The sequence below is a fragment of the Flavobacterium poyangense genome (assembly GCF_011751075.1).
Classification (GTDB): domain Bacteria; phylum Bacteroidota; class Bacteroidia; order Flavobacteriales; family Flavobacteriaceae; genus Flavobacterium; species Flavobacterium poyangense.
In genome coordinates this window covers 272,401-285,319 of sequence record NZ_JAALLN010000001.1, presented here as the reverse complement: position 1 = coordinate 285,319, position 12,919 = coordinate 272,401, and the positions used below count along the sequence as shown (strand labels likewise).

The 12,919-nt window shown below is 34.5% G+C and carries 15 protein-coding genes and 1 tRNA gene; 1 reads left to right on the top strand and 15 read right to left on the bottom strand.

Annotated elements, in window-relative coordinates; genetic code table 11:
• Positions 1-30 precede the first annotated feature (30 nt).
• Positions 31-909, top strand: coding sequence for a hypothetical protein (locus G3A47_RS01140; RefSeq protein WP_166919624.1), 879 nt, complete (start codon positions 31-33; stop codon positions 907-909).
• A gap of 18 nt (positions 910-927) precedes the next feature.
• On the opposite strand, the gene G3A47_RS01135 is transcribed toward G3A47_RS01140, so the two are convergent.
• The 15 genes from G3A47_RS01135 to G3A47_RS01065 all read right to left on the bottom strand — a co-directional run bounded on the left by G3A47_RS01135 (position 928) and on the right by G3A47_RS01065 (position 12,903).
• Positions 928-1,146, bottom strand: coding sequence for a hypothetical protein (locus G3A47_RS01135; protein ID WP_166919623.1), 219 nt, complete (start codon positions 1,144-1,146; stop codon positions 928-930).
• 4 nt (positions 1,147-1,150) lie between these two features.
• Complete coding sequence (locus G3A47_RS01130; protein WP_166919622.1) at positions 1,151-1,429, bottom strand: hypothetical protein; 279 nt, start codon at positions 1,427-1,429, stop codon at positions 1,151-1,153.
• Between the two features lie 259 nt (positions 1,430-1,688).
• A tRNA-Ser gene (locus G3A47_RS01125) sits at positions 1,689-1,776 on the bottom strand.
• A 151-nt stretch (positions 1,777-1,927) separates the two neighbouring features.
• Positions 1,928-2,326, bottom strand: coding sequence for an acyl-CoA thioesterase (locus G3A47_RS01120; protein WP_166919621.1), 399 nt, complete (start codon positions 2,324-2,326; stop codon positions 1,928-1,930).
• A gap of 3 nt (positions 2,327-2,329) precedes the next feature.
• Positions 2,330-3,463, bottom strand: coding sequence for a 3,4-dihydroxy-2-butanone-4-phosphate synthase (ribB, locus tag G3A47_RS01115; RefSeq protein WP_166919620.1), 1,134 nt, complete (start codon positions 3,461-3,463; stop codon positions 2,330-2,332).
• 2 nt (positions 3,464-3,465) lie between these two features.
• Positions 3,466-4,920 carry an LptF/LptG family permease gene (locus G3A47_RS01110; RefSeq protein ID WP_166919619.1) on the bottom strand — a complete coding sequence of 485 codons (1,455 nt, stop codon included), beginning with the start codon at positions 4,918-4,920 and terminating at the stop codon, positions 3,466-3,468.
• Positions 4,921-4,928: 8 nt separating this feature from the next.
• Entirely contained in the window at positions 4,929-5,621 is a 693-nt protein-coding gene (locus G3A47_RS01105) for a LolA family protein (RefSeq protein WP_166919618.1), read from the bottom strand.
• Positions 5,622-5,628: 7 nt separating this feature from the next.
• Positions 5,629-8,073 carry a DNA translocase FtsK gene (locus G3A47_RS01100; protein WP_166919616.1) on the bottom strand — a complete coding sequence of 815 codons (2,445 nt, stop codon included), beginning with the start codon at positions 8,071-8,073 and terminating at the stop codon, positions 5,629-5,631.
• Between the two features lie 18 nt (positions 8,074-8,091).
• Positions 8,092-8,466 (bottom strand): diacylglycerol kinase family protein, encoded by a 375-nt coding sequence (locus tag G3A47_RS01095; protein WP_166919614.1) that lies wholly within the window; start codon positions 8,464-8,466, stop codon positions 8,092-8,094.
• A gap of 8 nt (positions 8,467-8,474) precedes the next feature.
• Positions 8,475-8,972 (bottom strand): thiol peroxidase, encoded by a 498-nt coding sequence (gene tpx / locus G3A47_RS01090; protein WP_166919613.1) that lies wholly within the window; start codon positions 8,970-8,972, stop codon positions 8,475-8,477.
• Positions 8,973-9,225: 253 nt separating this feature from the next.
• Positions 9,226-9,483: a DUF6952 family protein gene (locus tag G3A47_RS01085; protein ID WP_017495510.1), complete on the bottom strand. Its 258-nt coding sequence runs from the start codon at positions 9,481-9,483 to the stop codon at positions 9,226-9,228.
• 104 nt (positions 9,484-9,587) lie between these two features.
• Positions 9,588-9,896, bottom strand: a complete 309-nt coding sequence (locus G3A47_RS01080) for a thioredoxin family protein (RefSeq protein ID WP_166919612.1) — start codon at positions 9,894-9,896, stop codon at positions 9,588-9,590.
• A 167-nt stretch (positions 9,897-10,063) separates the two neighbouring features.
• On the bottom strand, positions 10,064-10,702 hold the full coding sequence (locus G3A47_RS01075) for a peroxiredoxin (RefSeq protein WP_166919610.1): 639 nt from the start codon (positions 10,700-10,702) through the stop codon (positions 10,064-10,066).
• A 135-nt stretch (positions 10,703-10,837) separates the two neighbouring features.
• Complete coding sequence (locus tag G3A47_RS01070; protein WP_166919609.1) at positions 10,838-12,451, bottom strand: glycoside hydrolase family 3 protein; 1,614 nt, start codon at positions 12,449-12,451, stop codon at positions 10,838-10,840.
• Positions 12,451-12,903, bottom strand: a complete 453-nt coding sequence (locus G3A47_RS01065) for a GNAT family N-acetyltransferase (RefSeq protein ID WP_166919607.1) — start codon at positions 12,901-12,903, stop codon at positions 12,451-12,453. The genes G3A47_RS01070 and G3A47_RS01065 overlap by 1 nt, the downstream gene beginning before the upstream one ends.
• Positions 12,904-12,919: the final 16 nt, after the last annotated feature.

Sequence of the window (12,919 nt, the reverse complement as noted above, 5' to 3'; positions counted from 1 at the left end):
CAGATAAATTGAAAATTGTAAAATTGGAATATGAAATATATTTTTTTGACAGTATTAATATCATTGGCATTATCCTGTGAAAATTCAAAAAAAAGCAAAAATGAAAATAAAGATGATATTATGAATGAGAAAAAAAAGGAGAGGGCAGATTCAAAGAGTTCATTGTCAAATGGATTAAATTTGTCCGAAGTCCGTTATTTTAATGAAAAATTAAAATTAAGAAAATATAAATATCAGGATGTTTTTATAGAAGATATTAATATCAGTGATTTATTAAATGACTCTTACAAAAAAGATTTTTTCAACTATTTAAGCAATTCAGATGCAGAAAGTGAAGATGAATTCAAGGCAACTTTTTTTTCAATCATACTTTTAGAAAGAATAAAGCAGTTAAAAGACACTAAGGCCTTTTTATTATTGTCAGAATCTTCAAAAGATGAATCTATTTCTTATAACGGTATTGAAATGTTAAGTGAATATTTATTCAAAGATGTTTTAGATAATTTTGTTTTTTATGTAAAAGAGTCCTCTAAGTATAATGATATTACAATCCTAGAATATATTTTACAAGACACTTTTCCTCAATATTTGAAAAAGGAATCTGAGATTAAAGACCCTATGCGTATGTGTGCATGTGAGGATCTTGAAAAAGGCTTAATTTTATTAAGCAAGGATACTTTAGACCGTAAAGATGATCTTAAAAGATTCAAAAATGACTTTAAGAATGAACAAATAGTTGAAATTGATTGTTCAGCAAGTTTAGAAAATGGTTGGAAATCTACTACTGAAGAATATTATGACTTAAAATCTATTATTCAAAAGAATATAGAATCTAGATTAGATGTGAGAGAAAAAGACTTTTTAAAGTTAAAAATCTTTCCTCTTTTAATTGATTATACTACAAAATAAATTATAGTTTTAATGGCTCTAATTTGTTAATGCATGTATTTCTAAAGCGTCAATATTATCAATGCTGTACTGTTTCTTCATAAAATTAACTATTAACTCTTTAGCTCTTTCATATTTTTGAAGAGAGGCTTTAGCTCGCTCTCCTAAATGAACTTTTCTTTTAAAATATTCGTTGTGTTTTTCCATTACTTCGACAATGCTAATGGTTTTAGATTTAACTTTAACTTTTCCTTTCACTTCATTATTTGAGTAGAAATAAGGAAATATTTGTATCAATTTTGGCCAGTTCGTTAAATTTCTTTTCAATAGTCATGTGAAACAGATCAAGTGATTGCTTAATTACTTTTTCTATTTTAAGGACACTTCTGAGATTATTTGTGAACTGCCATCTGTCTTTAGATATTAATTTACCGGTTGACATTGTAATGGATTGTTGCTTGTATGAGATTTTAGCAATAATCGGGGAAAGACCATTCCCATTAGCCTTCTCAGTTTTGATGTAAAAAATTACTTTTAGCATGATTTCTAGTTTTTTAATTAATTTAAATTGACTTAAAAACTTTGAAAGAAGCCTATATTTACAGGGAATACCCGGGGAATTCTACTGGTATGGTTACCCTAATTCTCACAAAAGAGGCAAAAATTAATTTGGGTAACTAATAGGGTAACTGTCCTTTGATAATATATGTGTTCTTTGACAAAGTATAAAGAACAAAAAAGCCTTTAAATACTAGTATTTAAAGGCTTTTGACTTTTAAAGTTTCTTTTGAAACTTCTACTGGCGGAGAAAGAGGGATTCGAACCCCCGGACCTGTTACAGTCAACAGTTTTCAAGACTGCCGCATTCGACCGCTCTGCCATTTCTCCAGTATGTCGCTTTCGTTATCTGATTGCGAGTGCAAATATAGGCAGCTTTTTCGATTATAAAAACTTTTGCAGCACTTTTTTTGAACTTTTTTTTGATGCTTTTTTAACTGATTAAGGATCAGTATTTACGAAAAGCTAATTTTTGCCTTTTTTAGTCTAAGTTGTCTAAAATAGCTACCGGTTTTTTGTTTTCGTCAACAGCAACAAACGAAAATGTTCCTGAAACAACACTTTCGCGAAGCTCTGAATACATTTGTTCCATGAAAATATCAACATCAATTTTACAGCTGGTTCTTCCTACACTGATTACTTTTGCTACCAATTCGATTAAAGTTCCGGCTGGAATTGCTTTTTTAAAGTCAATTTGGCCTGTAGATATCGTCACTACTTTTTTTCGGCTAAAACGAGTTGCACAAATAAAAGAAACTTCATCCATTAGTTGCAAGGCTGTACCTCCAAATAAAGTGTCATAGTGGTTAGTCGTACTTGGAAAAACAGCTTTAAAAATATGTGTTTCCGATTTTGCAATTCTTTCTTCTAATGTTCCCATAAATTAATAGCTTACGTATTCGGTGATTTCAAGTCCGTATCCAATCATTCCGACACGTTTGGTTTGTTCGGTATTAGATACCAGTCTGATTTTTGAAATGTCAATGTCGTGAAGTATTTGCGCTCCAATTCCGTAATCTTTGCTGTCAATAATTACTTTTGGCGCTTTCATTGTCCCTTCAGCCTGCAGTCCTTTAAGTTCCTGAATTCGATTCAATAAATTTACAGCCTGCATATCCTGATTGATAAAGATAACTGCACCTTTTTCATTATCATTGATCACCTTAAACATATCGTCTAACTGTTGCTCTGCATTGTTGGTCAGCGTACCAAGTAAATCATTGTTTACCTGTGAAGAGTTTATTCGGGTTAGAATGGTTTCTCCAAGATTCCAGGTTCCTTTGGTTAAGGCAATATGTATTTGTTTGTTTGTTGTTTGCTCGTAAGCTCTTAGTCTGAAAGTCCCGAAGCGGGTTTCAATGTCGAAATCTTCTTTTTTAACAATAAGACTGTCGTGTTGCATTCTGTAGGCTACCAGGTCTTCGATTGAAACTAATTTCAAATCGAATTTTTTTGCCACTTTTATTAATTGTGGCAAACGAGCCATTGTTCCGTCTTCGTTTAAGATCTCACAAATTACACCGGCAGATTTAAAACCGGCTAATCTTGCAAAATCAATCGCAGCTTCAGTATGTCCGGTTCTTCTCAAAACACCTCCTTGTTTGGCTACTAACGGGAAAATATGTCCCGGACGCGCAAGCTCGTGTGGTTTGGTATTAGGATCAACCAAAGCCTGAACGGTTAGAGATCTGTCTGCTGCAGAAATTCCTGTGGTAACACCATTTCCTTTTAAATCAACAGAAACTGTAAAAGCAGTTTCCATGTGATCAGTATTGTTGGTAACCATTGCGCGCAAATCAAGTTCTTTGCAACGGCTTTCTGTCAGTGGTGTACAAATTAATCCACGTCCGTGAGTTGCCATAAAATTGATCATTTCCGGAGTTACTTTCTCAGCCGCAGCCAAAAAATCACCTTCATTCTCACGATCTTCATCATCGACTACAATGATTATTTTACCCTGACGAATGTCTTCTATAGCTTCTTCAATGGTATTTAATTGTATTTTAGTTGTTGACATAGTTATTGTTTATTTTGAACAGGAAAAAACCGTTCAGAAATTTTTTGAAATAGTTGTGAAATAGGAGTTGTAATTGCGTCAAAATTAATTAGTCCATTGTCATTTGTGGCACGATACGTAAGTAGTACGGCTAAGGGTGATAAGATAAAAGAAGACATCCACGAACCAACAAATGGGGTCATTCCGCCTTCTTGTGATAATCTTTTTCCAAAGGTGTTGATAAAGTGAAACGTAATAAAAATCAAAACAGCAAATACAATTGGCAGACCAAGTCCACCTTTTCGGATAATAGCGCCTAAAGGAGCGCCAATAAAAAACATTAAGAAACACGCAAAAGCAATGACAAATTTTTCATACAATGCCGTCAAGTGTTTGTTGATATCTCTTTGTTTGTCTTTTAGATCTTTTTGGGTTGATTCAATAGAAAAGATATTACTCGTGACGTTACTGGAAGCCATTTTGAGAATGTCTGATTTTTCTTTATTGGTATATAAAGACAAAAGATTGTTCGGTAATGGTTTTTTCTTTTTTTCAGTTTTAAACGGTTTAGGAGGAGTTTTGATTCCTACGCGTTGATTAATGTTTTCCGAAAAAGAGATTATTTCATTGTTTAGATTCTTGTTCAAAGAGTCCAGAGTGTATTTTAATTCGTTAACGTTCAGCATACCATAAGTACTGCCGACGCTTTCCTGATTGTCATCCGTTTTGTTGAGTTCGGATAAATCTATATTGATGATTTGCTTTTTGAATTTTCCTTTTATAAAAGGCAATTTCGCGCGGTCTTCGTAATCTTTTGGCGTCACATCCTGATAATAGTAACCGTCATTTAAGACCAGTTTTAAGATGCTTGACTTTTCATTACTGATTAGTTCGCCGTTTTTTGCTTTAATTACAGTTTTGTTTTCACCAAAATTATTGGTTTTTTCGTGAATGGTCACTCCGGTTAAAGTGTTTCCATTTTCCCCCGATTTTTTATTTACTTTAATATTGTAAGTTCCAACATCGTTAAACTGACCTTCAGCAATTGCCATGGCCGGTTTGGCCTGAGCGATGTTTTTTCGGAAATTGACAAATTTATATTCCGCGTACGGAATTACACTGTTGGCAAACCAAAAAGCAATTATACTTAAGAAACAAATAAAAATGATCAAACTCCTCATGGCTCTTTGTAAAGATATTCCCGAGGATTTCATGGCAGCAAATTCATAATTCTCTGCCAGATTACCAAAAGTCATAATCGATGCCAGTAAAACCGATAGCGGCAAAACCAATGGTATTATTCGGGGCATCGAGAAAAGAAGGAATTTTACAACCAATATCAAATCAAGATCCTTACCGGCAAGTTCTGAAATAAAGAGCCAAACCGTTTGCAGGATAAATATGAAAAATAGAATTACAAATACCGTAGTAAATGTAAGTAAGAATGTTTTTAGTAAGTATTTGTCTAAAATTTTCAACCTTGTAATTAGTCTAATTTGTTGATGTAGTATTTTGGATATTTGCTCGCCACAAATGTAAATTGATTTTTTGATAAAGGCTGGTTGGTTTTAAAAGAATTAACGGTCAAAGTGGTTTTTGTTCCATTTTTTCCGGTTTCAATTAAATTGTAGATGTGTTTTGTTTGTACATCAATCCCAAGAAGAATCTCTTTTCTCTGATCTTTTGTGTTTGTAGGAGCTAATTTTATGTATTGAATTTTTCTGCCTTTAACATTCTGAACAATATCCATGTTGTATTTGTAACCAGAATTAAAGAAAGTAAGCATTTTTGACGGTGTGATGGCGTTGTCGTCCTTTTCATTTACTTTAGAAATAGTAACTTCTTCATCTTCCGGAACAATGGTATATGTTTTTTGTCCGTCGAATATTTTGGTAACACCCATGAAGTTTAATACATATTGATTGCCTTTCATGATCACATTTCCTTTGCTGTCCTGGTTGATGTTTTCTTTTGCGTTGTTTAAAGAGTATTTAAAATCAATAGCAATATTGTCGTAACTTTTTATTTTAGCGGTTACCTGATTCAATAAATCTTTGGCTTTTTTATCCTGAGCCTGAATAGAGGTGAAGCTCAAAAGCAATAATAATGCTATTTGAAAATACTTTTTAGTCGTGCTTTTGATAGAGTTGTTTTGGATTTCCTGAATTTTAGTTTTCATGATGGGGTTAATTTTGTTCATTATTAAAAAATTGGTCAAGAGCACTTAAGTCTAAGATGTTTACGCTACGAGCTTTACTGCCTTCAAAGGGGCCCACAATACCAGCTGCTTCCAGCTGATCGATTAAACGACCGGCTCTGTTGTAACCTAGTTTTAGTTTTCTTTGCAATAATGAAGCGGAACCTTGCTGAGCATTGACAATAATCTCGGCTGCTTCTCTGAATAAAGTATCTCTTTCGGAAATATCCATATCAAGATTAATGCCATTTTCTTCCCCAATGAACTCAGGAAGTAAATAAGCTGTGGCATATGCTTTTTGTCCGCCAACAAAATCAGTTATTTTTTCGACCTCAGGAGTATCGATGAAAGCACATTGAACACGAACCACATCATTCCCGTTAGTATACAATAAATCCCCTCGTCCGATCAATTGATCAGCTCCCTGAGTGTCAAGGATGGTTCTGGAATCAATTTTAGAAGTTACTCTAAAAGCTATTCTTGCAGGGAAATTGGCTTTAATTAAACCTGTAATTACGTTTACAGAAGGTCTTTGTGTGGCAATAATTAAGTGAATACCAATAGCACGTGCCAACTGAGCCAAACGCGCAATCGGAATTTCGACTTCTTTTCCGGCGGTCATAATCAAATCGGCAAACTCGTCAACTACCAAAACAATGTAAGGTAAAAAACGGTGTCCAGCTTCCGGATTTAATTTTCGGGCTTTAAATTTATCGTTGTATTCCTTAATATTACGAACCATCGCATCTTTCAATAACGAATAACGATTGTCCATCTCAACGCAAAGCGAGTTTAAAGTGTTGACTACTTTTGCATTGTCTGTGATAATAGCGTCGTCAGTATCGGGAAGTTTGGCTAAATAATGTCTTTCGATTTTATTGAATAAAGTAAGTTCTACTTTTTTCGGATCGACCAAAACAAATTTTACTTCGGCCGGATGTTTTTTGTATAAAAGAGAGGTTAATACCGCATTTAGTCCAACCGATTTTCCTTGTCCTGTAGCTCCGGCCATCAATAAGTGAGGCATTTTGGCTAAATCGACAACAAAAGTTTCGTTAGAAATGGTTTTTCCTAAAGCAATTGGAAGTTCCATTTCAGCTTCCTGAAATTTAGCAGAACCAATTACGCTCTTCATAGAAACGGTAGTTGGGTTTTTGTTCGGAACCTCAATACCGATAGTTCCTTTTCCCGGAATTGGTGCAATAATACGAATTCCTAATGCAGACAGAGACAAAGCAATATCGTCTTCTAAACTTTTGATTTTAGAGATTCTGATTCCGGCTTCCGGCACGATTTCGTATAAAGTTACCGAAGGACCAACAGTTGCTTTGATCTGTGCTATTTCAATTTTGTAGTTGCGAAGTGTGTCTACAATTTTGTTTTTATTTTCTTCTAACTCTTCCTGGTTAATGGTAATTCCGCCGGTCGAATATTCTTTTAATAAATCGATGGTCGGGAATTTATAATTCGAAAGGTCTAAAGTTGGATCAAATAATCCGAAATCGGCCACCAGACGGGAGGCCAGATTTTCTTCGATGATGTCTTCTTCTTCAGGTTGCTCAATAACAAACTCCTCGTTGTGTAACGATGTTTCTGTTGTTGGATTGACGTGCATCTGAAGTGGCTTTGCAACCGGATTTAAATCAATTTCGGATGAATTTGAAATGGTTGGTTTTAAAGCTTCTTTGTTGATTTCAAATTGGGACTCATTTGTTTTTAAATGAATATTGTCTAATTCTTCATCCTCTTCTTCAACAGCAAATTCCTCTAAATTATAGGAGTTTTCTGTTCTGGGTTTTGTTTTAAGAGCTTCTAGTTCTGATTTAAGTTCATTTTTTGTTGAATCAAAATAATGTTGAATCTTTTCCGGAGATAATTTTATTTTGAAAATCAGGTAAATGATTAATCCGAAAAGAAGTGCTAATAGGGTACCAGTTTTACCGATATAATCTTGTGAAAATAAATTAAGTTCGTAACCAATAGTTCCGCCTAATTCGGGTGCAGAGGTGGCAAAGAACCCAAACAAAACAGAAACAATAATGATGGCAAATAAATCCCAGAACCAAATGTTTTTTAGTTTTTTCAGAGATAGCTCCAATGCTAAAAACATTCCGGTCAGGAAAAATAATCGCACAAAAATAAATGAGGCCAATCCAAATCCTTTATAAACGATCAAATCAGACAAAAAGGCTCCAAATTTTCCAAGCCAGTTTTGTACGACCTCAGAACGGTCACCAAGCTCGCTAACGGCGCTTTGATCTGTTTGGCCATTGATATAAAAGGAAATAAAGGCAACTAATAATGCAATAGAAAATAAGACCAGAAGGCAACCTATAACAAATCGTTGTTGTTTGTTTGGTCTCCAGTATCTTGAATTCTCAGCCTTTGGCTCGTTTTTTTTATCTAAAGTTTCTTTTTTTGTTGTTCTTGCCATTCTTGCGTTTGCTGTTGCCTATATAAATTTTGGGATGTATATGATCAATCCTATTGCGATTGCCGTCATTGCAGCAAAAAACACTGCTCCGGCAGCAATATCTTTAATAAAACCGATTCTTTCATGGTAATTTGGATGAATAAAATCGGCTACTTTTTCTACAGCAGTGTTTAAACCTTCTACACTTAATACAAGACCAATTGCCAAGATCTGAAAAAGCCATTCCTCATGAGAAATATGAAAGTAAAAACCGGCAATAGTCATTAGTATGCCTATCGAAAATTGTACCATGACACTGTGTTCGGTACTGATTAATTTTATGGCACCTTTAAAAGCGTAAGTCATGCTTTTAAGTCTGCCTTTAACAAAAGTATTGTCTTTTTGGAATTCCATTCTCTAATTTATAGTGCTGCTAAAGCCGCTTCGTAATTTGGTTCGTTTGCAATTTCTGCTACCTGTTCTGTATGTGTGATTTTTCCATTGGCATCTACAACGATAATGGCTCTTGAGTGTAAACCGGCTAAAGGCCCGTCAACGATTTCTAAACCATTGGTTTTACCAAAATCACCTGCTTGGAAATCAGATAAATTAACTACATTCTCTAATCCTTCAGCACCGCAAAAACGCTTTTGAGCAAATGGTAAATCTCTTGAAATACATAAAACTGTAGTGTTTTCTAAAGTGCTTGCGCTTTCGTTGAATTTTCTAACAGAAGTCGCACAAGTTCCTGTATCTACGCTAGGAAATATGTTTAAAACCAATTTTTTACCAGCAAAAGTGCTTAAAGAAGCAACTGATAAATCGTTTTGTACTAATTTAAAATCAGCTAGTTGTGAACCAACTGCTGGTAATTCGCCTGAAGTATGAACCGGATTTCCTCCTAATGTTATTGAAGCCATGATTTTTGTTTAAATTAATGAGGTTCAAAAGTAAGGATTAAAATTTGAATGTAAAAGAATTTGTTGTGGGTTGTGGGAACAATTAGATAAGCGCTTCGACTGCGCTCTGGGGGACACTCGAAGGTTACCCAGTGTCAGTCTGAGCAAAGCCGAATTGTCAGCCTGAGCGAAGTCGAAGGCCAAAAAAAAAGCGCCTCTTAAATAAGAAACGCTTTTTCAGTCATGTTTTTTTGTTTTTTTTGAGAGAGGCCGACTATTTGTCGATGGAACCCAGGACGCGTTTCATGAACGCGTTTAGAGCTTCTTTTTTATCTGTTCCCTGAACTACCATTTTATGTACTTCTAACGCACCGTACATATTAGAGATTAGTTCGCCAATTACGTCTAATTCTTCATCTTTTAGAGATGGAATTTCAGTCATGGCTTCAAGAACTTCAATCGTTTCGATGATGTAATCCTGATCATTTTCTTCTATAAACTGCGTTAATTGTTTTATTACGGGTAATTTCATTTTAGATATCTTAGAGTGTTTTACATTTTAGAGTTCTTAGATTTTAGATCAAGATTATAACAATCTAAAAGGACTAAAAATCTAAGCAGTCCGGTAATCTGATTTTAAGCGATTTCGCTTACCAATTCGATTAAAACTTCTTGTTTGTTGGTTTGTGTTTCGTTTACCAATTTACCGTTTACAAAAGTGGCAAAAGTTGGTAAGTTACTTACATTAGCCAATTTTCTTGATTCCGGAGAATTCTCAGCATCAACCAAAACAAAAGTGATAGCGTCATTTTCGGTTGCTAATTTTTTGAATTTTGGTTTCATAATACGGCAGTTTCCACACCATGATGCTGAATATTGTACTACTACTTTTTCGTTTTTAGCAACTAAATCTGCTAACGTATCTTCGTTTAAGTCGATTAACATACTGTTTGATTTAAATTTCAATATTTTAAAATTTCAAATTCCAAATTTGAAGCTTTAATTTTTGAAATTGTTATTTTTTTGATTTATAAATCCAAATTCCAATTTTCTATAAAATTGATTTACATTAGTTGGAATTTGGAATTTAAAAAATTTGGAATTTTATTTTCTTAGTTTGCGCTTAAGTATTCAGCAGTACTAAGTCTGTCAGCACTCATAGCTTCTTTTCCGCTTTCCCAGTTTGCTGGACAAACTTCACCTTTAGTTTGAATGTGAGTATAAGCGTCAACCATACGTAAATATTCGTTTACGTTACGTCCTAATGGCATATCGTTAACACTTTCGTGGAAGATTTTTCCAGTTTCGTCAATTAGGTAAGTAGCTCTGAAAGTTACGTTAGATCCTTCGATGATTACTGAATCTGTTTCTTCACTGTATTCTGTAGAGTCAATATCTAAAATTCCTAAAATGTTAGATAAGTTACGGTTTGTATCCGCTAAGATTGGGTAAGTTACACCTTCGATTCCACCGTTGTTTTTTGGAGTGTTTAACCAAGCAAAGTGTACTTCGTTTGTGTCACATGAAGCTCCAATTACGATAGTATTTCTTTTTTCAAATTCTGGTAAAGCAGCTTGGAAGGCGTGTAATTCAGTTGGGCATACAAAAGTGAAATCTTTTGGGTACCAAAACAAAAGCACTTTTTTGTTATTGTTTACTGCTTCTTCAAAAATGTTGATTTTTAAATTATCACCCATTTCAGAGATAGCATCTACTGCAATACTTGGGAATTTTTTTCCTACTAAAGACATATTTTTCGTTTTAAATTAAAAATTTATTTCGATGCAAAAGTAGGGTATAAGTCAGTGTGTTTGCAATAAGATGTAATTATTAATATTTATAAAGTGATAAATTTTTATTATAATTAAAATTAAATATTCAGTAAGTTATTGAATGTCAATATTTACAGGAAGTATTCCGTTACAGTTTCCGTTTTCAAGAATTTGCATTCCTGCAACTTTTTGAAATTCCTCAAAATCTTGATAGACCTGAATCAGTCCCGAAGCCTTAGAGAGATTCGGAATAATAGGCAAAACGTACGGATTTCCGAAAACGTAAAGGATGCATTTTTTGGTTTGAAGCAAATCGGAAATTAAAGTCAGTACTTCGTCCTCTACTTCGAAATTGTTCATTGGTTTTGCTTTCGGAACAAATAGTGAGATAAGTATGGTTTCGAAATTTTCAAGTTCTTTTTTAATCGCAGCAGTATTAGAATCTTCTTTGTTTTCGAAAGCAAATTCAGGAGAATTTAATTTTGAGTTTACCGTTTGGAAGAAAGTGTTTGCCGTATTTTTATACAAACTCAACTTGGCCAATTGATTGTTTTTTTGTGCATCGAATAGTTGCTCCGTATTCGAATTGTCGATGATTTTGGTAAGACAGTTTCCTGCAATTTTTGTGTTTAAAACAGAAACTCTTTCGAAGTCCAATGCACCGGAAGCAAATTCCTTTTGAGATAAGATTCCAACTTTTTCTTTGCATTTCAGGATTCGGTTGTAGCTTTCTTCGATGCGTTCCGGACTTGCTTTTTTCAGGATTTCCTGAATTCCTTCGGGAACATTTTCAGCAAAACACAAAACATCGTTTCCGGCATTGAAGGCTTCCCATTCCAGTTCGCCTTTTGTTTCGTATAGTTTTGAAACACTGTGCATGTTTAACGCATCAGAAATTACCAGTCCGTCGTAACCCAATCGACCGCGTAAAAGTGTCTCAATAATAGGTTTTGATAAGGTAGCCGAGGTATCTTTTCCGTCATTTAAACTCGGAACAGCTAAATGCCCAATCATGATTGAATCGACATTGTTTTCGATTCCTTTAATAAAAGGATATAATTCGTTTTCCAGTAATTCTTCTAAGCTCTCCTTTAGAACCGGTAGTCCTAAATGCGAATCTACATTGGTGTTTCCGTGACCGGGAAAGTGTTTCAGACAGCCTAAAATTCCAACATCCGACATTCCTCTTAAATATTCAAGAGCAAAATGAGCAACTTTTTCTTTATTCTCCCCAAAAGAGCGATAGCCAATAACAGGATTATTTGGATTGTTGTTGATGTCTGCCAAAGGCGATAAATTGTAATGAATTCCGGCAGCTTTAAGATCTAAACCAATTTGTCTTCCGACCTCGTAGACCAAATCTGATTTATCTTCGGGTAAAGCACCAAGCGTAATGGCATACGGATACTGCGGTGTTTTTTCGATACGCATCGCCAAACCCCATTCTGCATCAATGCTGATTAAAAGTGGAGTGGAAGCCGATTTTTGGTAACGAACAATTAAGGCTTTAATTTTTTCGTAGCTGTCGTCATTAAAAACAACTTTTTTCTTGCTTTCATAATTCGTTGCAGCACTTGCACGACTGTGAAAAAAAGTTAGTCCTCCAATATTATGTTCCTTTATCAAACGTTCTGTTTCCTGAATGTTTTCTTCGGTATCGTTTATAAAAACGGCAGGAAAAAAGAATTGTCCCACTTTTTGTTTTAAGGCTTCAGCTGTCATTTTCATTATTTTAAAGTCTTTTTCATGCAAACACTATTATCCATTTCCTCGTAAGGCGGATAATTTGGAATTATCGTGTACTGTTGTTTTTGATACAGCGCAATTGCTTCAGGCTGATTTTTACCGGTTTCGAGAATAGTATAGGTATAACCTACTTCGGCAGCCCAGGTTTCAAGTTCCTTTAAAATGATAGAAGCAATCCCTTTTTTTCGATGATCAAAGTGCACATACATGCGTTTGATTTCGGCGGTATCAGTTGTTTTTTCTCTAAAAGCACCACAACCAACCGCAATATCATTTTGGTAACAAACGACAACATGTTTTATGGTATCGGTATGATTAAACTGATTGTAAAAGGCATGGTCTTCTCCGTCTCTGATTTTTAAATCCTGATTGAGTAAAACTACCAGATTTAAAAAATCAATGTCATCAGAATTGGTTCGTTTTAAGCTATTCATGATAGTGGGTACTATG